Raw genomic sequence first — 24,096 nt, 5'->3', positions numbered from 1 at the left:
GCCCCCTGCCAGAATAGCGCTCTTGCTAAATCCAGGGGGGAAACTGTGTGCTGCTGCAATCTCAATCAGGAGACCGGTCATGATTACCATTCGTGACGTCGCGCGTCGCGCAGGCGTCTCCGTGGCGACGGTATCCCGCGTACTCAACAACAGCGCAATGGTCAGCCCTGACACCCGTGAAGCGGTGATGAAGGCCGTGGCGCAGCTGGGGTATCGGCCTAACGCCAACGCTCAGGCGCTGGCGACCCAGATCAGCGATACCATTGGCGTGGTGGTGATGGACGTCTCCGACGCCTTCTTCGGCGCGCTGGTCAAGGCAGTCGACACTGTCGCCCAGCAGCATCAGAAATATCTCCTGATCGGCAACAGCTACCATGAGGCAGAAAAAGAGCGCCACGCCATTGAGATCCTGATCCGCCAGCGCTGTAACGCCCTGATTGTTCACTCTAAAGCATTAAGTGACGAGGAGCTGGCCGGTTTTATGGAGCAGATCCCCGGCATGGTGCTGATCAACCGCGTCGTGCCCGGATACGCCCACCGCTGCGTTGCGTTGGATAACGTCAGCGGAGCGGTGATGGCCACCCGAATGCTGCTCGCGCAGGGGCATCAGCGCGTGGGCTACCTTGGCTCCAGTCATCAGATAGAAGATAACGATCTGCGCCAGCAGGGCTGGCGGCAGGCGCTGGCGGAGCGGGACATCCACGCCCCGGAGGGGTGGGTGGGCGTCGGTGCGCCGGATATGCAGGGCGGGGAGGCAGCCATGGTTGAGTTGCTGGGCCGTAATCTGCACCTCACCGCCGTCTTTGCCTACAACGACAGCATGGCTGCAGGTGCGCTGACGGCGCTTAAAGATAACGGCATTGCCGTACCGCAGCATCTGTCGCTCATTGGTTTCGATGATATCCCTATCGCCCGTTATACCGATCCGCAGCTGACCACGGTGCGTTACCCCATTGCGTCAATGGCCCGACTGGCGACGGAGCTGGCGCTACAGGGGGCCGCAGGGGCGCAGGATCTGGCCGCAACCCACTGCTTTATGCCGACCCTGGTACGCCGCCATTCGGTGGCGCAGCGGCAAACTGTGGCTCCGATCACTAACTTATAACATTGATGTATGTAACCGTTTTCAATCTGTGAGTAAATTCACAGTATCTTAACAATGCGCTGACTATGATGTCAGCGTTCCAGAGCCTGAAACATTATGTAATACAGGCCGTTCGGTCAGGCATGATGCTTCGCAAGGGACAATCAATAAAGCTTTTCTGGAGCGTTACCGTACACGGAAGACCCAATTTTTAGAGTGACCTTCGGCGACAGTAACGTTTCATTATTCTGCTGCCCGCCGATCTTTATTCACAAGAACTACCCTGCATAAACCGGAGATACCATGAATAAGAAGGTTTTAACTCTGTCTGCCGTAATGGCAAGCATGCTTTTTGGCGCGGCAGCACATGCGGCAGATACCCGTATTGGCGTGACCATTTATAAATATGACGACAACTTTATGTCGGTTGTGCGTAAAGCAATTGAGAAAGATGCGAAAGAGACGCCGGACGTTCAGCTGCTGATGAACGACTCGCAGAACGACCAGTCAAAACAGAATGACCAGATCGACGTTCTGCTGGCGAAAGGCGTTAAAGCGCTGGCGATTAACCTGGTTGACCCGGCAGCCGCAGGTACGGTTATCGAAAAAGCGCGCGGCCAGAACGTGCCGATTGTCTTCTTCAACAAAGAGCCTTCCCGCAAAGCGCTGGACAGCTACGACAAAGCCTATTATGTCGGTACCGACTCAAAAGAGTCTGGCATTATCCAGGGCGATCTGATCGCCAAACACTGGGCGGCGAACCCGACCTGGGACCTGAACAAAGATGGCCAGATCCAGTTCGTGCTGCTGAAAGGCGAGCCGGGCCACCCGGATGCTGAAGCGCGTACCACCTACGTGATCAAAGAGCTGAACGACAAGGGTGTGAAAACCCAGCAGCTGCAGCTGGATACCGCCATGTGGGATACCGCCATGGCGAAAGATAAGATGGATGCATGGCTCTCTGGCCCGAACGCCAACAAAATCGAAGTGGTTATTGCCAACAACGATGCGATGGCAATGGGTGCGGTAGAAGCGCTGAAAGCGCACAACAAATCCTCTATTCCGGTATTCGGCGTTGACGCCCTGCCAGAAGCGCTGGCGCTGGTTAAATCTGGTGCGCTGGCCGGTACCGTTCTGAACGATGCCAACAACCAGGCGAAAGCCACCTTTGATCTGGCGAAGAACCTCGCCGACGGTAAAGGCGCGGCTGACGGTACTAACTGGAAGCTGGAACAGAAAATCGTCCGTATCCCATACGTTGGCGTGGATAAAGAGAACCTCTCTGAGTTCAGCAATAAATAATTCATTGTTCTGCTTTCACTGGGCGCATCTTGATGCGCCCTTTTATAACGCGATGTGCGAGGCCAACAAGGTATAATTATGGTCAGCGATACTACTCAGTCGTCAGGTGAATTCTTGTTGGAAATGAGCGGCATCAACAAGTCATTTCCCGGCGTTAAGGCACTCGATAACGTTAATTTAAAAGTGCGTCCGCACTCTATTCACGCCCTGATGGGTGAGAACGGCGCAGGAAAATCAACGTTATTAAAATGCCTTTTTGGGATCTATCAAAAAGATTCCGGCAGCATTCTATTCCAGGGTAAAGAGATCGATTTTCATTCGACCAAAGAGGCGTTGGAAAACGGGATATCTATGGTGCATCAGGAGCTTAACCTGGTGCTGCAGCGGTCGGTGATGGACAACATGTGGCTGGGGCGTTACCCCACCAAAGGCGTGTTTGTCGATCAGGATAAAATGTACCGCGATACGAAGGCTATTTTTGACGAGCTGGATATCGATATCGATCCGCGCGCCCGCGTAGGAACCCTCTCTGTTTCGCAAATGCAGATGATCGAAATTGCGAAGGCGTTCTCCTACGATGCCAAAATCGTCATTATGGATGAACCGACCTCCTCGCTGACCGAAAAAGAGGTCAATCATCTGTTTAAAATTATCCGCAAGCTGAAAGAGCGCGGCTGCGGTATCGTCTATATCTCGCACAAGATGGAAGAGATCTTCCAGCTTTGCGACGAAATTACCATCCTGCGCGACGGACAGTGGATCGCCACTCAGCCGCTGGAAGGGCTGGATATGGACAAAATCATTGCCATGATGGTTGGTCGCTCGCTGAACCAGCGCTTCCCGGACAAGCAGAACAAACCGGGTGAGACGATCATGCAGGTGCGCAATCTGACCTCCCTGCGTCAGCCTTCGATTCGCGACGTCTCCTTCGACCTGCACAAGGGTGAGATCCTCGGCATCGCCGGGCTGGTTGGGGCGAAGCGTACCGATATCGTGGAGACGCTGTTTGGTATCCGCGAAAAATCAGGCGGCACCATCACCCTGCACGGTAAAACCATTAACAACCACACCGCCCACGAAGCGATCAACAACGGCTTTGCGCTGGTGACCGAAGAGCGGCGCTCGACGGGGATCTACGCCTATCTGGATATCGGTTTTAACTCGCTTATCTCCAACATCCAGAACTACAAAAACAAAGTCGGCCTGCTGGATAACAGCCGGATGAAAAGCGACACCCAGTGGGTCATCGACTCGATGCGCGTGAAAACCCCGGGCCACCGCACGCAGATCGGCTCCCTCTCTGGTGGTAACCAGCAGAAGGTGATTATCGGCCGCTGGCTGCTGACCCAGCCGGAGATCCTGATGCTGGATGAGCCTACGCGCGGTATCGACGTGGGGGCAAAATTTGAGATCTACCAGCTGATTGCAGAGCTGGCGAAGAAAGAGAAGGGGATCATTATTATCTCCTCTGAAATGCCGGAGCTGCTTGGCATTACCGACCGTATTTTGGTTATGAGCAATGGCCTCGTTGCCGGAATTGTTGACACTAAAACGACAACGCAAAACGAAATTTTACGTCTTGCGTCTTTGCACCTTTAAGATCAGGGGCTTCACATGAGTGCGTTAGATAAAAAGAGTTTTCTCACTTACCTGAAAGAGGGCGGTCTGTACGTCGTTCTTTTGGTGTTGCTGGCCATTATTATTTTCCAGGATCCAACGTTCCTGAGTCTGCTTAACCTCAGTAACATTCTGACCCAGTCTTCGGTGCGTATTATTATCGCGCTGGGCGTGGCGGGGCTGATTGTCACCCAGGGGACCGACCTCTCTGCCGGACGTCAGGTTGGCCTGGCAGCGGTTGTCGCGGCAACGCTGCTCCAGTCAATGGAGAACGCCAACAAGGTGTTCCCGGAGATGGCAACCATGCCGATTATCGCGGTTATCGGTATCGTCTGTGTGATTGGCGCGGTCATTGGCCTGGTGAACGGGATTATCATTGCCTACCTGAACGTGACGCCGTTTATCACCACCCTGGGCACGATGATCATCGTCTACGGTATCAACTCTCTCTACTATGATTTCGTGGGCGCGTCGCCAATCTCTGGCTTTGACAGCGGCTTCTCAACCTTTACCCAAGGGTTCGTGGCGCTGGGCAGCTTCCGTCTCTCATATATTACCTTCTACGCGCTGATCGCCGTGGCCTTTGTCTGGATCCTCTGGAACAAGACGCGCTTCGGTAAAAATATCTTCGCTATCGGCGGCAACCCGGAAGCGGCCAAGGTCTCGGGCGTAAACGTGGCGCTGAACCTGCTGATGATCTATGCCCTGTCCGGCGTCTTCTACGCCTTTGGCGGGATGCTGGAAGCGGGCCGTATCGGCTCTGCAACCAACAACCTTGGCTTTATGTACGAGCTGGACGCCATCGCCGCCTGCGTAGTGGGTGGAGTCTCCTTCAGCGGCGGCGTGGGTACGGTACTGGGCGTAGTGACCGGGGTCATCATCTTTACCGTTATCAACTACGGTCTGACCTATATCGGCGTTAACCCGTACTGGCAGTACATCATCAAGGGCGGCATCATTATCTTCGCTGTAGCGCTGGACTCGCTGAAGTACGCACGCAAAAAATAACCTTACTGTTTCAGTTGGTTATCAAAGCCCGCCGCTTCGGTGGGCTTTTTTATTCGCGTTTCTTTATGCAAAGACATATTTTGCAATATTTAGCGGCAAAGATATATTTGCCGCTTCGCTTACTTTATATATTTCCTATCTGCTTGATTTCACATTATAAGGAAAAAATATTGCTCTCGGAATGCTCCTGGTATGCTTCGCTGTTGATATTTCCTTGAGTTTTTGACTTGAAGGCGGGGGAATTATGGCTACAGTTAAACATGCCTGACGGGGGAATACTTCCCTCTATTTTTAAACCAAAACTGTATGTGGAAGGAGTATATTATGGCCCAACAACATCGTGGCGGTTCAGGAAACTTCGCAGAAGATAAACAGCGTGCATCTGAAGCAGGCCGTAAAGGCGGGCAGCAGAGCGGCGGGAACTTTAAAAACGACCCGCAGCGCGCATCTGAAGCAGGTAAGAAAGGCGGACAAAACAGTCACAGCGGCGGTCGTTCCTCCTGACCGTAGTACACATATATCTTATTTAATTCATTAACCCTGATTAAAGAGATATATATTGACTGTCGGTGGCAATCCTGTAATTACCTTTACAGGATTGCCACACTTAATTAAGGATCCATTTCGGCGACCTAAAGAGGAATTAATTATGCCAGCGGTAAAAACACTTGAAGATCTTTTTATTCATGAACTGTCAGACATATACAGCGCCGAGAAACAAATAGCGCGTGCACTGCCAAAAATGGCCCGTGCAGCGACCTCAGAACAATTGGTTACCGCGTTTGAAACCCATCTCGAAGAGACCCGCGGCCAGATTGAACGAATCGACCAGATTGTTGAAGTAACTGAAGGCCTGCGTATTCGCCGTATGAAATGCCACGCCCTTGAGGGTCTGGTGGAAGAGGCGCAGGAGATCATTGATTCTGTCCAAGCAGGTGAACTGCGCGACGAGGGTCTGATTGGTGCTGCACAAAAAGTTGAGCACTATGAGATCGCCTCTTACGGTACGCTGCGTACTCTTGCCCTGAAGCTGGGCTACAAAGAAGCGGCTAAGCTGCTGGAAGAGACGCTGAACGAAGAGAAACAGACCGATGTGAAACTCACCGGTATTGCCGAAGGCAAAAAATAAGGAGGCGCTATGCGTATTAACTACTCCCTGAACGTTGAAAAAGACGATCCTTCCGAATCACCGGAGTCTGGCGATAAAAAGCCTGAGAAAAAGTAGCTCAGGCTTGAAGAGAACCGGTCAGCCATGCTGGCCGGTTTTTTTATTTATTCGTCGGGATGATAGAGATATGGCCGTTCTGCTCCAGAATGGCGTACTTGATATCGGCTAGCTTGTCGATTCCCTGACCGTTACGGGCAAAAGCCATAATATCGTCATAGGAGATATCGGCCTGCTTCATTCTCTTCTCAAGCAGTCGACCATTTTCAACGAGGATCACCGGCGTGCCGTCAATAGCCGCTTCGACCCCAGGAAGATACCGCTTCAGATAGCCAAACAGCATATCCACCACCACCAGGGTAATAATCGTCAGCGCTGCACCGGTAACGGAAAAGTCATTGCCCAGCAGCGCCTGCTGTGTCGCCTCACTGATAATCAGCAGCAGGATCAGGTCAAACGACGTCATCTGCATCAGCGCCCGCCGTCCGGCAATCTTAAATACCACCATTAACACCAGATAGATAGCCAACGCTCTGAGTACCATTTCCATATTGTGCTCCTAGGGGTAAGTAAACTGCCAGAAAGAGAGCGGCGGGCCGTTGTTAAGGGTAACGGTACTTGTACTGCTGCCGGGCTGCTGTGGAAGCAGTCCCAGCCAGAGCGTCCCCCCGGAGAGCAGCCTGCTGTGCCCATACTCCAGTACCAGATTTTCGCCCTGGCTCCAGGTTCGGTCCGGTTGCGGCTGAAGGGTATCGATCTTAAACGCCCGCATAAAGTCCCCGCCCAGCGTAACGGTGAGCGTCTCGTCACCGGCTGCTTTAGCGAAGATTTTCATATCCACATCGCTCTGGTGACGGTTAAAGCGCTCGTAGCTTAGCGTTAGCGTATGGTCGGCGCTGCTGCGCTCGACGTGGCTAAAGTGACCCCGGGAAAACAGGCCGCCCAATGCCGCCAGCACGATAAACAGCAGCACAAAGAAGCCAATTCGTCGCGCGTTGGCTTCAAAGCTTAACCAGAGCTGCTTCTCCCGCACCGGAGGCGGGTTCTGATCGGGTGGAGACGTTTTATGCATCGCGCTTTCCTGTTGAGGTTATGCCTGCGGCTCTTCTTTGATGCCCATCGCCATAACCTGCGCCGGATCGAACAGCGACAGGCTCTCCACCTCATCAAGCAGGATCACCTTGCGGAAATCCAGGGCCGACTGCGGCTCGGTATCGAGGTTGATATCGTGCTTGGCATACCAGGCGCTGTAGTTATTCTCAATATTGAGCTGGTGGGAGTGACGATCCCGGTGGCCGCTGAGCATGGGGATCAGTTCGATATTTCTCACCTCGGTATCATCAAGCGTTGCGCCGTGGATCATGCCGATATAGACCCGCTGCGATTTCAGAGTGATCCATGCCAGCTGGCCTGTCTCCATACATTGGTAGAGCAGCCCCTCCACGCCGTTGCCCCGCGTGAGAAATTTATACAGCTGGCGGCGACCGTTGCCGTCGAGACGAGCGCTGCCTGCCCAGTTCGAGCGATAGAGGCAGAACAGGGTCGCAAAGGCGAGCATGATCACCACTGGAGCCTGAATGCCGAGGAAGCTCCAGTTCATAAAGGTCACCTGGAGACGGTGCTCTTCTGAGCCAAACCACTGCGGCAGCGCATCCATGCCCATAGATGAAAACAGCAGCAGCAGCCACACCAGGGCGGTAGCAATGATCCCCTGTAGCATAAAGATGCAGCCGTAAAGGGCTACCAGAAAGTAGACGTCCCAGCCAAAGGAGCGCCGCAGTTTAAAGCGGGTAGAGAGATCGCGGCTGGTGTACCAGTAGCCGGAAACCATCAACACCATAAATATTGCTGTCGCCATTTTATGCCCTCTTTAGTGCATCAACATGGCGGATAAAATCCTCCTTCACGGCCTGGCTGCGGACGTTAACCCGCGCTCTGCCGTCCTCATCAATAATGATCCGCTCGCCGTCGTCGATAGATTCCTGAACGTCACGATGATCGGTTACCTGGAGTAGCTTTTCCGGACTGGTGAATAGATAGCGTAGAATTCTCACAATGAACAACCTCCTGTGTCAGTAACAGTATAGATGCCCTGTGGCAGAGGTTATAAAGTAGCGATATGTAACGGCAGATGGCATATTTTACAAAATGATTTAAAACAGGAGGATTCATGCACGCTTATGTTCATCTGGGGATCGCCATTGTGGCAGAAGTGATCGGTACAACGCTGATGCGCTACTCCGAGGGGTTTACAAAACTGTGGCCGACGGTGGCCGCGTTGGGCTGCTATGCCGTGGCGTTCTGGTTTCTCTCCCAAACCCTACAGTACATTCCTACCGGCATTGCCTACGCCATCTGGTCCGGGGTGGGTATCGTACTGATTAGCGCTGCGGGATGGATCTTTAGCGGTCAGAAGCTGGACCTGCCAGCCATCGGTGGAATGGCACTGATTTGTGCGGGCGTACTGGTGATCAACCTCTTTTCTAAAAGCGTTGTGCATTAAAGTGTGAGCTAGCGCGGGCTGAGCACTCGATCTCAGAGGGGATTTAGCTATAGTTAAATTTTGCCGCTAGCATATGCCATGGAGAGGAGATATGTACTCTTTTGTTGCGAGACAACCCATTTTTGACAAAAACATGGCGACCGTTGGCTGGGAGCTGCTGTTCCGTGACGGGTTAACCAACCGGTTTCCAGACGTCTCGTCTGAGTATGCGACAAAACAAATTATCTCCGATCTCTTCTTCTCTACGCCGCTCCCATCGCTGGTGGGCAAGCACGCCTGCTATATCAACTTTCCCGGCGAGATGATCGTTCAGGGCTTTGCCGATGCGCTTCCCCACGACAAGGTGGTGATTGAGATCCTTGAGACAGCCACGCCTGATAACGAGCTGCTGGCCGCCGTGCGTCGTCTCTACGCCAGTGGATTTCAAATTGCCCTCGATGACTTTGCCCTTAAAAATGAGTGGGAGCGCTTTTTTCCCTATATCAGCATTATCAAATTCGATATTCAGGCCCAGACCTTCGATGAGATCTCAGGCTATATTACGCAAAACCGTAACCGGCTAGGCAAGGTTACGCTGCTGGCTGAAAAGGTCGAAACGCAAGAGGAGTTCGATCGGTATCGCGCGTTCGGCTTCGATCTCTTTCAGGGCTACTTCTACAGCAAGCCCGAGGTATTGCAAAACAAGCGGCTATCGCAAAACAAGGTGTTGCAGATCCAGCTGATTGCCGAGGTTAACGCTCAGAATCCGGATCTGGCGAAAATTGAAAACTATCTCAAGAGCGATATCAGTCTCTCCTATACTCTGATGCGTTATACCCGCAACGTAGTCTACAACACGCGCGGCATTGAGATAGTGAAAAACAGCACCCTCAAGGACACGCTGCTCTATCTTGGCTTTAACGAGCTGCGCCGCTTTGTTTCGATCTCCTGCCTGACCAGTATCGCCAACGTTAAGACGACCGAGCTGTACCACATGAGTCTGGTGCGAGGGATGTTCTGCGAGCTGCTTGCCAAAGCGGCAGGGCGGGAATCGCTCTCTCATGACGCCTTCTTCTGCGGCCTGTTTTCGCTGCTGGACGTTATTCTTGGCATCGCGCTGGAGGATCTGGTTAAGCAGATCGCGCTATCGGAGCGGGTTACGCAGGCGCTTACCGATCAGGAGGGCGTGCTTTATCCCTTCCTGGAAGTGGCCCGCCTCTATGAACAGCAGCGCTGGGAGGAGGTTAACGCGGCGGCAAAAAGCCTTGGGCTCTCTCCTGAGGCGGTGATAGAGATCATGAAACGCGCCACTACCTGGGCAGACAATATCGCCTTCTGAGCACTACTTTTTCGCTTTTGGCTGCAGATCCATCAGCTGCTCCGGCGTGACGGCGGGGTAGCCCTGCGCATCGTCCGGCACCTCCTGGAGTGAAGAGATGGGCAGCAGCGGGCCGAGGAAGCGTGGCTCGCGCTTGAAGATATAGAGATCCGCCAGCGCGCCAAGACGCGCGCCAAATTCGCGCACCCGCACGGTGAGCATATCTTTCGGCGAAGGCACGGCGTAGCACTGGGCCTGAATGCCCCGGTGCAGGGCGATAAACAGCGCGCGCTCGCAGTGGAAGCGCTGGGTAATAATAATAAAGTCGTTGGCGTCGAAGACCTTACGCGTGCGCACGATGGAGTCCAGGGTGCGGAAACCCGCGTAATCAAGCACGATATCCTGCGGGTCTACCCCGGCGGCAATCAGATCCTTGCGCATGGTGACCGGCTCGTTGTAGCTCTGTTGGGCATTGTCGCCGCTCAACAGCAGGTAGTTCACCTTGCCGCTGTTGTAGGCGTTCAGCGCGCCCTGAATGCGGTAGCGATAGTACTGATTAATGACTCCGGTGCGGTAATACTTGGCCGTACCCAGCACGACCCCAACCTGGCGATAGGGCAGATCTTGCAAATCGTCGTAGATCCACGGAGAGGTTTTCCAGCTTATCCAGCGGTCAAGAACAAGCGCAGTTAACAGCAGCAAGCCGATGATGACTAACAGGCTGTATAACAAACGCTTTAACATGCAGATAGCTCGATGCGGAGATGAAATTTCATTCAGGCTACTTTACCCGCAGAGGAAGCGCAAGAATCAGCGATTCAACTGCGGGGATTTTCATCACAATCTTTTCATTGTGTTAGCACCGCGGCTCAGGCCGGCAGTGCCACACGCTCAACGTAGCGGCATCCCAGCGCTCTCAGCGTGGCGGAAGTGGCATCCCACTGGGTGAGCGGCGCGTCCGGGCGTTCGGCCAGTACGGCACGGCGCATATCCGGATAGTCATAGCCGTTCAGGCTCAGTAGATTGAGCGCACCCTGTAACGGCGGCAGGGATGGGTTGAAAGCCGCATTTTCCGCATAGCGCCCGGCGAAAATTTGCCCGTTGCTCAGCTCGATGGCGACGCCGGAGGGGGCGTTGCTGTAAGGCGCATGGCTCTGGTTGGCGGCGGTGATGGCCGCTTTGACCAGCGCCTCCCCCTCAGACGTGAAACCGTGATCCTCGTCATCCATCAGCAGAGTATTAATTTCAAGATCTTTGGGACCAAAGGCGTCGGGCAGGTAATCCGCCAGAGTATGGGGATCGCGGCCTGGGAGAGCAATACGCAGATCGAGACCGCTGTTCAGCTCGTTCATAAACTGACGGCAGTGCCCACAGGGGGTGTAGTTAACGGTGATAGCCACCAGCGATTTCTCCCCCCGCAGCCAGGCGTGGCTGATGGCGCTCTGCTCGGCGTGAACGGTCTGCTGCATGCTGGAGCCAAGAAACTCCATATTACCGCCGAAGTACCACGTGCCGCTCACCCCGCGGGCGATGGCACCCACGTTAAAATGCGAGAGATCGGCCCGGGCGCAGGCGGCGGCCAGCGGCAGGAGCGCAAAGGCCAGCGCGTCTTCATCCAGTCCGGTGGCGCTCACCAGCGCCTTCACCTGCTCCGCGCTCAGCATGGCGGGAAAATGGTCATCCGCAAGAAGGGGGGCTAAAGCGGATTGCAGATCCTTCGCAAGATTAGCGAAAGCCGAGTGAAAACGTGAATGCATGGCGTTGCCTCATAGCAGTGTAATGGGAGCCTAGTGTAAAGAGCGTAAGGCGCTTTATATGTGATTCAAATCACACTCTATATGCAACTTATGAAATTCAAATGAAAAATGCGCGACGCATCGCAAATTTTAACCCACCAGCGTCAGGATCAGTGGGAAGATCAGGGGAGCCATCAGCGAGGTGATAATCCCGCAGAGCACCAGCGCCAGTGAACTGAATGCGCCCTCCTGATAATCCAGCTCCGCACAGCGTGCTGTGCCCAGGGCGTGGGAGGCGGTACCCATTGCCAGACCTCGGGCCGCTTTAGTTCGAATACGCATCAGGTTCAGCAGGGTATGGCCAAACACCGCCCCAAGGATGCCTACAAAGATCACGCACACCGCGCTAATGGCCGGGATCCCACCGATGCTGCCCCCAACCGCCATGGCAATCGGCGTGGTAACCGATTTTGGCAGGATCGAGGCGGCGATCTCCGGTGAGGCGCCCATTAGCAGGGCAACGGTAGTGCCGGTGACCATTGCGACCACGCTGCCGATAAAGCAGATGGAGATAATCGATTTCCAACGAGCGCGGATCTGATGCAGCTGCTCATACAGCGGGTAGGCCAGCGCCACTACGGCGGGCTGGAGCAGATCGTTAAGAATTTTGCTCCCGGCGAAGTAGCGCTCATAGGGGATGCCGGTCAGCAGCAGGAATGGGATCAGCACCACCATCGCCACCAGCAGCGGATTGAGCAGGGGCATCTTAAAACGCGCCGCCAGCTTGCGGGCCGCAAAGAAGACCGCCAGCGTCAGCGGCAGCGACCACCAGATATTTTCCATCACGATTTTGCTCCTTTCTCACCCACCTTGCGCTCGCCGTGCACCAGGTGCGAGCTCCAGCTCACGACAAGGAAGACAACAAGCGTGCTGATCGCGCAGGAGACCACCACCGGCCCGAACTGCGCCCGCAGCACGTCGTAGTACTGCATCACGCCCACGCCGATGGGTACAAACAGCAGCGCCATATAGCGGATCAGCACGTAGCAGCCGGGGTTCACCCATTTTGCCGGCAGGATTTGCAGCGCCAGCAGAAAGAACATGATCAGCATGCCGATAATGCTGCCGGGAATGGTAATGGGCAGCAGGGAAGAGATAGCGATTCCGGCATACAGGCAGGCATAAATCAGCACAAAAGCGCGAAGATACTGCCAGACAACGGTCAATGATTTGGACATGGTTCAAGCCTCTGATGAAACGTATTCATCATACAATTGATTCGATAACTGTGCTATCGATCACATCATGAATTGTGAGCATACCAAATATTCCTAAATGGAACGTCAGGCATTCACACAAGATTAGGCGTAAACCGGGCGATAAAGCCCCTTTCACCCGTGGGCCAGAGGCGCTACCATACGCGCCTCTTTTCTGACGGGTAACGTTATGCGTGTATTACTGGCACCGATGGAAGGCGTGCTCGATTCGCTGGTGCGCGAGCTGCTGACCGGGGTAAATGATTACGATCTCTGTATGACCGAATTTTTACGCGTGGTCGATCAGCTGCTGCCGGTAAAATCGTTCTATAAGATCTGCCCCGAACTGCATCGCCAGAGCCGGACGTTGAACGGCACCCCGGTGCGGATCCAGCTGCTGGGTCAGTATCCGCAGTGGCTGGCGGAGAACGCCGCGCGCGCCGTAGAGCTCGGCTCGTACGGGGTCGATCTCAACTGCGGCTGTCCGTCAAAACTGGTGAACGGCAGCGGCGGCGGAGCGACCCTGCTCAAAGATCCCGAGCTGATCTACCGCGGTGCCAAAGCGATGCGTGAAGCCGTGCCGGCCTCGCTGCCTGTTACCGTTAAGATACGCCTCGGCTGGGACAGCGGCGCACGGCAGTTTGAGATCGCCGATGCGGTGCAGCAGGCGGGAGCCACCGAGCTGGTGGTCCACGGTCGCACGAAAGAGGATGGCTATAAAGCGGAGCGCATCAACTGGCAGGCGATTGGCGAGATCCGTAAGCGGCTGACCATCCCGGTGATTGCGAACGGTGAGATCTGGGACTGGCAGAGCGCGCAGGATTGCCTGGCGGTGACCGGCTGCGATGCGGTGATGATTGGCCGCGGCGCGCTGAACGTGCCTAATCTCAGCCGAGTGATCAAAGATAACGCACCGCGCATGCCCTGGCCGGAGGTGGTCGGCCTGCTCCAGCAGTACAGCCAGCTTGAGAAGCAGGGCGATACGGGGATGTACCATGTGGCGCGTATCAAGCAGTGGCTGGGCTATTTACGCAAAGAGTATGCCGAAGCCGACGGCCTGTTCAGCGAGATCCGTACCCTGAAGCAGTCGGCGGCGATTGCCACCGCCATTGAGGCTGCGGCTAAACATATTCGGGAAGAATAGTTTTATTTATATCATTGATAAGGTGAATATTTTTCCAGCTGTGTTTTTTTATGACCGGCTGTGTTTTGCCACGCTTACCTAAAAAACGGGATAGAAGTATGTGTACTCTGCAACGCCCTGGTTTAGCAGAGCGTATCTATGAGTCGTCCTTTTATTCTCGCCGCTGCGGCGTGCTTCCCGCTGGTATCCCTTCTTAGCGGATGCGCGCCGATGCATGACAGCGTCGTCCCCCTGAAAGAGCAGGCCCCGGCAGCGGCGGCTACCCCGCGCTTACCTCCGGCGCTGGCCGCTGGCTGGCCGCAGAGCCAGTGGTGGCAGGCGTATCACGATCCGCAGCTAAACTCCCTGATTGAGCGCGCCCTGGCGCATGCGCCGGATATGCAGGTGGCAGAGCAGCGTATTCACCTTGCCGAAGCGCAGGCGCAGCGCGTCGCCGCCAACGGTGGCCCGGAGGTTGATTTTTCCGCCGACGTCGAGCGGCAGCGCATGTCCGCCGAGGGGTTAATGGGGCCCTTTGCCATAACCGATCCCGCTGCCGGAACCACCGGACCCTGGTATACCAACGGCACCTTCGGCCTTACCGCCGGTTGGGACCTGGATCTGTGGGGGAAAAACCGTGACGAGGTAGCCGCCCGCATTGGCAACGTGCGCGCTCATGAAGCGGAGCGTCAGCAGACGCGTCAGCTGCTGGCGACCAGCGTGGCACGCCTCTACTGGCAGTGGCAGACCGAGGCCGCCATCAGTCAGGTGCTGGACGAGATCGAACGTAACCAGCAGACGATTGTTGCCGCCGACCGCCAGCTTCATCAGGCGGGCATCACCTCTTCGGTGGCGGACGCGGAAAACAGCATCGACGAAGAGAAAACCCGCCAGCAGCAGAGCGAGGCTCGGGGTAAAATGCGGGTGATTGAAGCCCGCCTGATGGCGCTGACGGACAGCAGCGCTGCCACGCTGCATCTGCAGCCGGTCAGGTTGCCGAAGGTTGAAGGTAAAATGCCTGCGCAGCTCGGCTACGATCTGCTGGCTCGTCGTCCGGATCTGCAGGCGGCGCACTGGTACATTGAGTCCTCTCTCAGCAGCGTAGAGGCGGCAAAAGCCGCTTTCTACCCGGATCTTAACCTGATGGCGTTTCTCCAGCAGGACGCCCTGCACCTGAGCGATCTCTTTCGCCACTCAGCCCAGCAGATGGGCGTCACCGGCGGGCTGACGCTGCCTGTCTTTGACAGCGGGCGGCTTAACGCCAGCCTTAATATTGCCGAAGAGGAGCATAACCTCTCTATTGCCAACTATAACAAGGCGGTCGTGGACGCGGTCAACGAGGTCGAGAAGGCGGCGGTACAGGTAGAAACGCTGGCGGACGAGAATCAACGTCAGCAGCAGATTGAGCAGGATACGGGACGCATTGTCGCGTTAGCCGAAGCGCGCTTTAAGGTAGGGATTATTCCCGGCATGCGGGTTAGCCAGAGCCGACTGCCGCTGCTCCAGGAGCAGATTAACGGCATCACCCTGCACGGCCAGTGGCTGGACGCCACGTTGCAACTCACCTCTACGCTAGGTGGGGGGTATCATCAGGTTTAATCGCGATAGTAGGATGGTGGGGTCGGTTAACGCATTTTGCCCCCTTGCGGGGGCCATGTTCAGGCGAACATCTTAGAAAATCATCTTAAACACGCCGGTTACCACCAACAGCCCAATCAGAAAAATAATCAAAATAGCCCAAAGTAAAATTTTCATCGTCCTGTCCTTTTATCGTGACGTTTGGCTGATACCTCTGAAAGCATAGACAATTATCTGCCGTTTTGCCTGGCCGGAGCAGAAAATGGCCCGTGTCCTTGCGATAGCCGGGAACTCTCTATACTTACTGTTCAGCTTTTTCGCGTTCTCCCCTTATCACTTCTTTTTGCGGAGGTTCTTATGGGCACGACAAATAAGGTTGCCATCGTCACGGCATCAGATTCAGGTATCGGCAAGCAGTGCGCGCTGGTATTGGCAAAGCAGGGGTACGACATTGGCATCACCTGGCACTCGGACGACGAGGGGGCAAAAGAGGTGGCGGAAGCCGTTGCCTCGTTTGGCCGCCGGGCCGAAACCGTGCAGCTCGACCTGAGTAATCTGCCCGAGGGGGCGCAGGCTATTCAGACCCTGATCGACAGGTTCGGACGCATCGACGTGCTGGTCAACAACGCCGGGGCGATGAGCAAGGCGCCGTTTTTGGAGATGGCGTTTGAGGAGTGGCGCACCGTCTTTACCGTTGACGTTGACGGCGCGTTCCTGTGCGCGCAGATCGCGGCCAGAAAGATGGTGGAGCAGGGCGAGGGCGGACGCATTATCAATATTACCTCCGTGCATGAGCACACCCCGCTGCCGGAGGCCAGCGCCTACACCGCGGCCAAGCACGCTCTCGGCGGGCTGACCAAGTCGATGGCGATGGAGCTGGTGCAGCACAAAATCCTGGTGAACTCGGTAGCGCCGGGGGCCATCGCCACCCCGATGAACGACATGAAGGATGAGGATGTGGAAGAGGGCTCTATGCCGAATATTCCGCTGGCCCGGCCAGGCCACACCCAGGAGATTGCCAGCCTGGTGGGCTGGCTCAGCTCTGAGGATGCCACTTATACCACCGGCCAGTCGTTTATCGTAGACGGCGGCTTTATGCTGGCCAACCCGCAGTACAAACCCCAGTAGGCCACAGGCGGGAGGGATTACTCTCCCGTCTCTTTGTCTTTTGCCAGCCAGCGTTTGAGCACCGCCCGCAGTATAAAGACGACAACGACCGCCACAATCAGCCATATCCAGTGCTTCAGGTGCTGATCCAGGGTATGCAGCCATGGGCCTACTACCTCGCCGCCCACGTAGCCGAGGGTAGTAAAGATCAGCGCCCAGACGATAGCGCCCACGATATTGAGCGGAATAAAAACCCGCGGTGAGAGGCCGCTGGAGCCAATCAGCAGCGGGCCGATGATGCGAAAGCCATACATAAAGCGGGTGCCGATCACGAAGAGCCACGGCCGTTTTTTGATCAGCCGCTGGGCGCGATCGATTTTCTTCTGATGGCGCGAAAAGTGACCCAATACGCGATCCCCCAGGCGGCGGCCAAGCAGAAAGAGCAGCTGATCGCCAATCATGCCTCCCAGCGCCACCGCCGCGACCACCAGCCAGAAGCGCAGCAGGCCCTGATGCGCTGCCACGCCGCCGAGCAGGGTAATGGTTTCACCTTCTGCCACGCTGCCTACCACCAGCGCGGCGTAACCGTAGTGCGCAATCAGGTTGTTGATATCCATGCGAGTTAGGCTTCCTCCAGACTAAAAAGATTGTATAAGCATAGCGTCTGAAGAGAGTGAGCAGCGGGCCATCGCGGCAGAGCGCGCCTCTTTGCACAAAAAATAATCAGCATTTGCATTATACTAAAGGCGTTATCATCAGGGCTGACAGCAAGGGGGCGTTATGAACCATGTCTGGGGACTCCTGTCCCATCCCGATCGTGAAATGAAAGTGATCAGAGGCGAAAACGAAACGGTTTCGCACCACTATACCCACCACGTTCTACTGATGGCGGCAATTCCAGTTGTCTGTGCATTTATTGGTACCACCCAGCTCGGCTGGCACTTTGGCGAAGGTGTCTTCTCAAGGCTGTCACTCTCTACGGCACTGTTACTCGGTATTCTCTTCTACGGCCTGATGCTGGCCGGCGTGGCGGTAATGGGACGGGTTATCTACTGGATGGCGCGCAATATACCCCAGCGGCCGTCGCTGGCCCGCTGCATGGTCTTTGCTGGCTACGTCGCAACGCCGCTCTTCTTGAGCGGCCTGGTGGCGCTCTACCCGCTGGTCTGGCTCTGCGCGCTGGTCGGCACCGTGGCGCTGTTCTATACCGGTTATCTGCTCTACGTCGGCATTCCGACCTTCCTGAACATTAATCAGGAGGAGGGGCTGAGCTTCTCCAGCTCGACGCTGGCGATTGGCGTGCTGGTGTTGGAGGTGCTGCTGGCGCTGACGGTGGTGCTGTGGGGTTACGGCTATCGTCTGTTCTGAACCGGGCGCAAAGGGTGCGTTACGTTCAGCAAAGAATCTTCTCTGGCGACAACGCATGATGGCAGCTATCATGCGTTGGCCAGCTTTTGCCATTTTCTGCCTGCAAAAGCGGTGTGCGTCATCACGCGCGTGAATAATCACCAGAAGTCTCACCATGCTGAAATTTCGAGTTTCCCTGTTAAGCCTTGCCCTGCTGCTGGCCGTTCCCGTCGCCCCCCAGGCGCTGGCAAAAACCGCTGCTGCTACCACCTCTGCCACCACCGCTGCGCAACCTGAGATCGCCTCCGGCAGCGCGATGATTGTCGATCTGCAAACCAATAAAGTGATCTACGCCAGCCATCCGGATCTGGTGCGGCCGATTGCCTCTATCACCAAGCTGATGACGGCGATGGTGGTGCTGGATGCGCACCTGCCGCTGGACGAGCGTTTGAAAGTGGATATCAGCCAGACGCCAGAGATGCGTGGCATCTACTCCCGCGTGCGTCTGAACAGTGAAATTAGCCGTAAGAACATGCTGCTGCTGGCGCTGATGTCCTCAGAGAACCGCGCTGCGGCGAGCTTAGCCCACCACTATCCGGGTGGCTACGGTGCGTTTATTCGGGCGATGAATGCGAAGGCAAAATCTCTGGGCATGGTGAATACCCGCTTTGTGGAGCCGACCGGCCTGTCGATCCATAACGTCTCTACCGCGCGTGATTTGACCCGGCTGCTGATTGCCAGCAAGCAGTATCCGCTGATCGGCCAGCTCAGCACCACCCGAGAGGAGATGGCGACCTTCTCCACTCCGGCTTACACCCTGCCGTTTCGCAATACCAACCACCTGGTCTATCGCGACAACTGGAATATTCAGCTGACTAAAACCGGCTTCACCAACGCCGCCGGGCACTGCCTGGTGATGCGGACGATGATCAATAACAAACCGGTGGCGCTGGTGGTGATGGACGCCTTTGGCAAATACACCCACTTCGCCGACGCCAGCCGTCTGCGGACCTGGATTGAGACCGGTAAGGTGCAGCCTGTGCCAGCGTCGGCGCTGAGCTATAAGCGCCAGAAGGCAGCCCAGATGGCAATCAACGCCACCGGCAGCGCGGCGCAAACCGCGCAAAATGATTAATCAGCTAAATCAGTCACTACTCAGGCAGCGTCCAGTCTCCATCGTTGAGCGGGCGCTGCATGATTAGCGTATCCCGCCAGTCACCCTTTTTGTAGCCGACGCTGCGCAGCTGTCCCACCACCTCAAAGCCGTGGCTTTTATGCAGGCGCAGAGAGCCTTCATTTTGATGGCCGTCGCCAATAACCGCCACCATCTGCCGCCACGGACCCGCTTCACAGCGGTCGAGCAAGGCCTGCATCAGCGTGCTGCCGATCTGCCGCCCGGTCAGGGTGGACTCAATGTAGATAGAGCATTCAAGGGTATAGCGATAGGCGTGGCGCGGGCGGTAAGGCCCCGCGTAGCAGTAACCGACGATGATGCCGCGATAGAGCGCCACCAGCCAGGGCAGACCCTCGCTGGTAATTTTTGCGATCCGCTGACGCATCTCGTCGATGGTGGGGGGCACCTCCTCAAAAGAGGCGCGGCCATGCAGAACATGCCAGGCGTAGATCGCTGAGATAGCGTGTACGTCGTCCGGCCGGGCATCGCGGACTTCAACGTCATTTATGGCTAAAACATCAACAGCAGACATCGCGCTGTACTCCTTTACGACCGGGGCTGGTCAGCGCCTTCGCCCCAGTACTTCCGCTTACTGGTTTTGCCAATGCCGGGATTCATGCTGTTAGTGGGATCGAGCTCGCGATAGTTGCGTTTCAGGCTCTCAGCCGCCTCATACAGATGCCCGACGTTATGTTCAGCCGGATACTGCGCGCCACGCTCGTGCAGCAGCGCCAGCATCTGTGCTTTAAGCTCATGGACATCAACGCCTCGCTTGACGATGTAGTCCTGATGGAAAACGTGACAGAAAAAGTGGCCATAGTAAAGCTTATGCGTCAGTTTGCTGGCAATGTCGTCCGGCAGCGTTTCAAACCACTCGGTGTCGTTGCGCCGCAGGGCGATATCCAGGGCCAGAATCTCCTCGACCTCATCGGCATGCACGGCCTGGTAACGGATAGCGGCCCCCGCCGCGGCGAAGCGGTGCAGGAAGGCTTTGTTTCCCTCCTCGGTGGTACAGGCGAAGAAGCCGCCTTCGGCCTCGGTAAAGTACTCTTTCAACCAGCTCTGCGCTTCGGCAATACCGTCCCCGGCCATTTTCAACAGCAGGTGGTGCTCATACTTGTTGCGCCAACTTTTCATGCGCGGCGGCAGGTGTCCTGGGAAGACGCTGCCTACGCGCTGCATCAGGCGATCGGTGAAGTGGGGCTTAAACAGCGTCACCTTCTCCAGCATGGCGTCGGCGCGCCCTTTCAGGGTGAAGAGCAGCGGCATCTTATCGGTACCGAGCTTGTCGATCATCAGGAAGGTATCTTTGCCGTAGCGCTCGGCAATATCGTAGATATCCCGATGCATATACTCTGCCGCTACCGGCAGGTTAGTAAAGTTCGCCAGCATATGGCGGCGGATCTCCGTCAGCACCGTCGGCTGGTTGGTGCCGATATAGAACACCTGCTGGCGCTTGGCGGCGGCAAAGGTATCGAGGCGCACGGCGAAGACCGCCAGCTTGCCCGCGCAGCCGGAGGATTCAAACAGACGATCCGGATCGGCATTGTAGCGCGCAGGGGTATCGGCCTCGATATCACGCACCCGCTCTACGTAGTCGCTGTCATGGGCATGGCGGCCATCGTGACGCACGTCAGCATCGGTGACGCGCTGATCGTCGAGCTTGCTGAGGATCTGCTCCGGCGTCTCGCCGAGGTCAATCCCCAGGTGATTCACCAGCCGCAGCTGGCCCCGCTCGTCAATGCGGGCAAAAAGCGACATCTCGGTATAGGCCGGACCGCGCTGCACCAGCGAGCCGCCGGAGTTGTTGCATACCCCGCCGATCACCGACGCCCCGATGCACGAGGAGCCAATTACCGAGTGCGGCTCCCGGCCCAGCGGCTTCAGCGCTTTTTCCAGGGAGTAGAGGGTGGTGCCAGGCCAGGCCAGCACCTGCTTGCCCTCATCGATCAGCTGGAGCCGATCGAGGCGCAGGGTGCTGATAATCACGATGTCGCGATCGTAGTCGTTGCCGCTCGGCGTTGAGCCTTCGGTAAGGCCGGTATTCGCCGCCTGCATCAAAATGATCTTATCGTTACGCACGCAAAGATTGAGCACGTGCCAGAGCTGCAGCAGCGTCTCGGGGAAGACCACTGCCAGCGCCTTGCCCTCGCCGGAGCGGAAGCCTTTGCGGTAGCGGGCGGTCTTGGCCGGATCGGTAAGCAGCTGCGCATGGCCCACCAGTCGGGCAAGTTCGCTGAGAAAGAGGGGGTTATTTTGTAGGGGCACAGCAGACATTTTCCACTCCTTGTGGCAAGGCCAGAATCATCTGATAAAGCATAGCGCGGGAAAATCTATCCCGGCGGACTAATTGCCAGAAAAATAAGAGAATAACCCTGCAAGGCGCGCTACGATTATGGCACACTGCATTTTTTGCACGGTCAGGCCGCTGAGTCGGCTGTTAATACAAGAGAGTGAACGACATGAAATGGCTATGTTCAGTAGGTGTCGCCGTAGGGCTGGCGCTGCAACCCGCGTTGGCAGAGGATACGTCCGCTAACCATCCCCTGACGCCGCAGGCGCGGGATGCATACGTCACGGATTTACTCAAAAAGATGACGGTCGACGAAAAAATTGGCCAGCTACGCCTGATTAGCGTCGGACCGGATAACCCGAAAGAGGCGATCCGCGACATGATCAAAGCCAGCCAGGTGGGGGCGATTTTTAACACCGTGACCCGCCAGGATATCCGTGCGATGCAGGATCAGGCGATGCAGCTTAGCCGCCTGAAGATCCCTCTCTTTTTCGCCTTCGACGTGGTGCACGGTCAGCGTACCGTTTTCCCAATTAGCCTCGGCCTGGCCTCCTCCTTCGATCTTGACGCGGTCAAAACCGTCGGCCGCATCTCCGCCTATGAAGCGGCGGACGACGGTCTGAACATGACCTGGGCTCCGATGGTCGACGTCACGCGCGATCCGCGCTGGGGCCGTGGCTCCGAGGGCTTTGGGGAGGATACCTACCTTACCGCGATGATGGGTAAAACCATGGTCGAAGCGATGCAGGGCAAAAGCCCGGCGGATCGCTACTCGGTGATGACCAGCGTGAAACACTTCGCCGCCTACGGTGCCGTGGAGGGCGGGAAAGAGTACAACACCGTCGACATGAGCCCGCAGCGCCTGTTTAACGACTACATGCCGCCCTATAAAGCGGCGCTGGACGCCGGCAGCGGCGGGGTGATGATTGCCCTGAACTCGCTCAACGGCACCCCGGCCTCCTCTGATTCGTGGCTGCTGAAGGATCTCCTGCGCGATGACTGGAAATTTAAAGGCATCACTATCTCCGACCACGGGGCGATTAAAGAGCTGATCAAACACGGTACGGCCGCGGATCCAGAGGATGCGGTGCGTGTGGCGATCAAGTCTGGCGTCGATATGAGCATGGCCGATGAGTACTACAGCAAGTACCTGCCGGGGCTGATCAAGAGCGGCAAAGTCACCATGGACGAGCTGGATGACGCCACGCGCCACGTGCTCAACGTCAAATACGATATGGGGCTGTTCAACGATCCCTACAGCCACCTCGGCCCGAAAGAGAGCGATCCGCAGGACACCAACGCCGAGAGCCGCCTGCACCGCAAAGAGGCGCGGGAAGTGGCGCGCGAAAGCATGGTGCTGCTGAAAAACCGCCTGGAGACGCTGCCGCTGAAAAAATCGGCCACCGTTGCCGTGGTGGGGCCGCTGGCCGACAGCAAGCGTGACGTGATGGGCAGCTGGTCCGCCGCTGGGGTGAGTGACCAGTCCGTGACCGTACTGACCGGGATCAAAAATGCCGTCGGCAGCGAAGGGAAAGTCATCTTTGCGAAAGGCGCAAACGTCACCAACGACAAAGATATTATTACGTTCCTTAACCAGTACGAGCCGGCTATTCAGGTTGACGAGCGCACGCCGCAGGCAATGATTGACGAAGCGGTCAAGGCAGCGAATGACGCTGACGTGGTGGTCGCCGTGGTGGGCGAGTCTCAGGGCATGGCGCACGAGGCCTCCAGCCGGACCGACATCACCATTCCTCAGAGCCAGCAGGATCTGATCGCTGCCCTGAAAGCCACCGGCAAGCCGCTGGTGCTGGTGTTGATGAACGGCCGTCCGCTGGCCATGGTCAAGCAGGACCAGCAGGCAGATGCCATTCTGGAAACCTGGTTCGCCGGTACCGAGGGCGGCAACGCCGTAGCCGACGTGCTGTTTGGCGACTACAACCCGTCCGGCAAGCTGCCGATCTCCTTCCCGCGTTCGGTAGGGCAGATCCCGGTCTACTACAGCCACCTGAACACCGGTCGTCCGTACAACGCCGAGCACCCCAATAAGTACACCTCGCGCTACTTTGACGAGGCTAACGGGCCGCTTTACCCGTTCGGCTACGGCCTGAGCTACACTACCTTCAGCGTCTCTGACGTTAAGCTCTCCGCTCCGACGCTCTCGCGTGACGGTACGGTCACCGCCAGCGTTGACGTGACCAACACCGGCAAGCGGGAAGGGGCCACGGTAATGCAGATGTACATTCAGGATGTTACCGCCTCCCAGAGCCGTCCGGTGAAGGAGCTAAAGGGCTTTGATAAGGTCAACCTCAAGCCGGGCGAGACCCAGACCGTCAGCTTCCCGATCGACATTAATGCCCTGAAGTTCTGGAATCAGAAGATGAAATACGATGCTGAACCAGGCAAGTTTAATGTCTTTATCGGCACCGACTCCGCCCGGGTAAAACAGGCGCAGTTCGCGTTGCAATAAGCAAAAGGGCCAGTTTACTGGCCCTTGTTTTTATGAGAT

The 24,096-nt window shown here is 56.3% G+C and carries 26 protein-coding genes; 14 read left to right on the top strand and 12 right to left on the bottom strand.

The annotated features are described in order from the left end of the window. The first annotated feature begins 64 nt into the window (after window positions 1-64). The 6 genes from galS to NR795_RS09990 all read left to right on the top strand — a co-directional run bounded on the left by galS (window position 65) and on the right by NR795_RS09990 (window position 6,140). Window positions 65-1,105, top strand: a complete 1,041-nt coding sequence (gene galS / locus NR795_RS10015) for an HTH-type transcriptional regulator GalS (protein ID WP_257758292.1) — start codon at window positions 65-67, stop codon at window positions 1,103-1,105. Window positions 1,106-1,387: 282 nt separating this feature from the next. Beyond that, window positions 1,388-2,386 (top strand): galactose/glucose ABC transporter substrate-binding protein MglB, encoded by a 999-nt coding sequence (gene mglB / locus NR795_RS10010; RefSeq protein WP_042389726.1) that lies wholly within the window; start codon window positions 1,388-1,390, stop codon window positions 2,384-2,386. Window positions 2,387-2,464: 78 nt separating this feature from the next. Beyond that, entirely contained in the window at window positions 2,465-3,985 is a 1,521-nt protein-coding gene (mglA, locus tag NR795_RS10005; protein WP_144817112.1) for a galactose/methyl galactoside ABC transporter ATP-binding protein MglA, read from the top strand. Between the two features lie 15 nt (window positions 3,986-4,000). After that, window positions 4,001-5,011 carry a galactose/methyl galactoside ABC transporter permease MglC gene (gene mglC / locus NR795_RS10000; RefSeq protein ID WP_144817114.1) on the top strand — a complete coding sequence of 337 codons (1,011 nt, stop codon included), beginning with the start codon at window positions 4,001-4,003 and terminating at the stop codon, window positions 5,009-5,011. Window positions 5,012-5,335: 324 nt separating this feature from the next. Further along, window positions 5,336-5,515: a general stress protein gene (locus NR795_RS09995; RefSeq protein ID WP_042389732.1), complete on the top strand. Its 180-nt coding sequence runs from the start codon at window positions 5,336-5,338 to the stop codon at window positions 5,513-5,515. 145 nt (window positions 5,516-5,660) lie between these two features. Beyond that, complete coding sequence (locus tag NR795_RS09990; protein ID WP_042389734.1) at window positions 5,661-6,140, top strand: ferritin-like domain-containing protein; 480 nt, start codon at window positions 5,661-5,663, stop codon at window positions 6,138-6,140. Window positions 6,141-6,279: 139 nt separating this feature from the next. On the opposite strand, the gene NR795_RS09980 is transcribed toward NR795_RS09990, so the two are convergent. Genes NR795_RS09980 through NR795_RS09965 form a run of 4 tightly spaced genes read right to left on the bottom strand, consistent with a single transcriptional unit; the run spans window position 6,280 to window position 8,233 of the window. After that, window positions 6,280-6,726 carry a DUF421 domain-containing protein gene (locus NR795_RS09980; RefSeq protein WP_257758082.1) on the bottom strand — a complete coding sequence of 149 codons (447 nt, stop codon included), beginning with the start codon at window positions 6,724-6,726 and terminating at the stop codon, window positions 6,280-6,282. Between the two features lie 9 nt (window positions 6,727-6,735). Further along, the gene (locus NR795_RS09975; protein ID WP_257758081.1) at window positions 6,736-7,248 is read right to left on the bottom strand and encodes a hypothetical protein; all 513 of its coding nucleotides are present in this window, start codon (window positions 7,246-7,248) and stop codon (window positions 6,736-6,738) included. A gap of 18 nt (window positions 7,249-7,266) precedes the next feature. Then, window positions 7,267-8,034 (bottom strand): hypothetical protein, encoded by a 768-nt coding sequence (locus NR795_RS09970; RefSeq protein WP_144817121.1) that lies wholly within the window; start codon window positions 8,032-8,034, stop codon window positions 7,267-7,269. A gap of 1 nt (window position 8,035) precedes the next feature. Further along, window positions 8,036-8,233 (bottom strand): hypothetical protein, encoded by a 198-nt coding sequence (locus tag NR795_RS09965; RefSeq protein ID WP_042389943.1) that lies wholly within the window; start codon window positions 8,231-8,233, stop codon window positions 8,036-8,038. Between the two features lie 113 nt (window positions 8,234-8,346). Between NR795_RS09965 and NR795_RS09960 the strand changes: the two genes are divergently transcribed. Together NR795_RS09960 and NR795_RS09955 are read left to right on the top strand one after the other, a co-directional pair. Beyond that, window positions 8,347-8,679, top strand: coding sequence for an EmrE family multidrug efflux SMR transporter (locus NR795_RS09960; protein ID WP_144817123.1), 333 nt, complete (start codon window positions 8,347-8,349; stop codon window positions 8,677-8,679). A 91-nt stretch (window positions 8,680-8,770) separates the two neighbouring features. Next, the gene (locus NR795_RS09955; protein WP_257758080.1) at window positions 8,771-9,997 is read left to right on the top strand and encodes an EAL and HDOD domain-containing protein; all 1,227 of its coding nucleotides are present in this window, start codon (window positions 8,771-8,773) and stop codon (window positions 9,995-9,997) included. A gap of 3 nt (window positions 9,998-10,000) precedes the next feature. Here the strand turns inward: NR795_RS09955 and sanA are convergent, their stop codons facing one another. The 4 genes from sanA to NR795_RS09935 form a co-directional block, all read right to left on the bottom strand. Beyond that, window positions 10,001-10,720 carry an outer membrane permeability protein SanA gene (sanA, locus tag NR795_RS09950; RefSeq protein ID WP_144817127.1) on the bottom strand — a complete coding sequence of 240 codons (720 nt, stop codon included), beginning with the start codon at window positions 10,718-10,720 and terminating at the stop codon, window positions 10,001-10,003. Window positions 10,721-10,845: 125 nt separating this feature from the next. Continuing rightward, complete coding sequence (gene cdd / locus NR795_RS09945; protein ID WP_144817129.1) at window positions 10,846-11,733, bottom strand: cytidine deaminase; 888 nt, start codon at window positions 11,731-11,733, stop codon at window positions 10,846-10,848. Between the two features lie 129 nt (window positions 11,734-11,862). Continuing rightward, window positions 11,863-12,558, bottom strand: a complete 696-nt coding sequence (locus NR795_RS09940; protein WP_144817131.1) for a CidB/LrgB family autolysis modulator — start codon at window positions 12,556-12,558, stop codon at window positions 11,863-11,865. After that, window positions 12,555-12,950 carry a CidA/LrgA family protein gene (locus NR795_RS09935; RefSeq protein WP_144817134.1) on the bottom strand — a complete coding sequence of 132 codons (396 nt, stop codon included), beginning with the start codon at window positions 12,948-12,950 and terminating at the stop codon, window positions 12,555-12,557. Before NR795_RS09935 ends, NR795_RS09940 begins: the two co-directional genes overlap by 4 nt. A 208-nt stretch (window positions 12,951-13,158) precedes the next feature. Here NR795_RS09935 and dusC point away from each other — a divergent pair, with 208 nt between their 5' ends. Together dusC and mdtQ are read left to right on the top strand one after the other, a co-directional pair. Then, window positions 13,159-14,112 (top strand): tRNA dihydrouridine(16) synthase DusC, encoded by a 954-nt coding sequence (gene dusC / locus NR795_RS09930; protein WP_257758077.1) that lies wholly within the window; start codon window positions 13,159-13,161, stop codon window positions 14,110-14,112. 138 nt (window positions 14,113-14,250) lie between these two features. Beyond that, complete coding sequence (mdtQ, locus tag NR795_RS09925) at window positions 14,251-15,690, top strand: multidrug resistance outer membrane protein MdtQ (RefSeq protein WP_257758076.1); 1,440 nt, start codon at window positions 14,251-14,253, stop codon at window positions 15,688-15,690. Window positions 15,691-15,762: 72 nt separating this feature from the next. Here the strand turns inward: mdtQ and yohP are convergent, their stop codons facing one another. Beyond that, complete coding sequence (yohP, locus tag NR795_RS09920) at window positions 15,763-15,846, bottom strand: small membrane protein YohP (RefSeq protein ID WP_000698460.1); 84 nt, start codon at window positions 15,844-15,846, stop codon at window positions 15,763-15,765. Window positions 15,847-16,026: 180 nt separating this feature from the next. Between yohP and NR795_RS09915 the strand changes: the two genes are divergently transcribed. After that, window positions 16,027-16,797 (top strand): SDR family oxidoreductase, encoded by a 771-nt coding sequence (locus NR795_RS09915; protein ID WP_144817142.1) that lies wholly within the window; start codon window positions 16,027-16,029, stop codon window positions 16,795-16,797. 17 nt (window positions 16,798-16,814) lie between these two features. Here NR795_RS09915 and NR795_RS09910 read toward each other — a convergent pair whose 3' ends face one another. Beyond that, window positions 16,815-17,393, bottom strand: coding sequence for a DedA family protein (locus NR795_RS09910; RefSeq protein WP_257758075.1), 579 nt, complete (start codon window positions 17,391-17,393; stop codon window positions 16,815-16,817). Window positions 17,394-17,556: 163 nt separating this feature from the next. On the opposite strand from NR795_RS09910, the gene NR795_RS09905 reads away from it, so the two are divergent. Together NR795_RS09905 and pbpG are read left to right on the top strand one after the other, a co-directional pair. Next, window positions 17,557-18,144, top strand: a complete 588-nt coding sequence (locus NR795_RS09905; RefSeq protein WP_238085191.1) for a Yip1 family protein — start codon at window positions 17,557-17,559, stop codon at window positions 18,142-18,144. 154 nt (window positions 18,145-18,298) lie between these two features. After that, window positions 18,299-19,258, top strand: coding sequence for a D-alanyl-D-alanine endopeptidase (gene pbpG / locus NR795_RS09900; protein WP_257758073.1), 960 nt, complete (start codon window positions 18,299-18,301; stop codon window positions 19,256-19,258). Window positions 19,259-19,274: 16 nt separating this feature from the next. Here the strand turns inward: pbpG and NR795_RS09895 are convergent, their stop codons facing one another. Both NR795_RS09895 and dld read right to left on the bottom strand, forming a co-directional pair. Beyond that, entirely contained in the window at window positions 19,275-19,829 is a 555-nt protein-coding gene (locus NR795_RS09895) for a GNAT family N-acetyltransferase (protein WP_144817151.1), read from the bottom strand. 14 nt (window positions 19,830-19,843) lie between these two features. After that, window positions 19,844-21,574, bottom strand: a complete 1,731-nt coding sequence (gene dld / locus NR795_RS09890; protein ID WP_144817153.1) for a D-lactate dehydrogenase — start codon at window positions 21,572-21,574, stop codon at window positions 19,844-19,846. A gap of 185 nt (window positions 21,575-21,759) precedes the next feature. Here dld and bglX point away from each other — a divergent pair, with 185 nt between their 5' ends. Continuing rightward, the gene (gene bglX / locus NR795_RS09885) at window positions 21,760-24,057 is read left to right on the top strand and encodes a beta-glucosidase BglX (protein ID WP_144817155.1); all 2,298 of its coding nucleotides are present in this window, start codon (window positions 21,760-21,762) and stop codon (window positions 24,055-24,057) included. Window positions 24,058-24,096: the final 39 nt, after the last annotated feature.

The organism is Pseudescherichia sp. L3, from assembly GCF_024656065.1.
Lineage (GTDB): Bacteria > Pseudomonadota > Gammaproteobacteria > Enterobacterales > Enterobacteriaceae > Pseudescherichia.
Note: the sequence above shows the minus strand (reverse complement) of the source record. Positions and strands in the feature narration are given on the sequence as shown.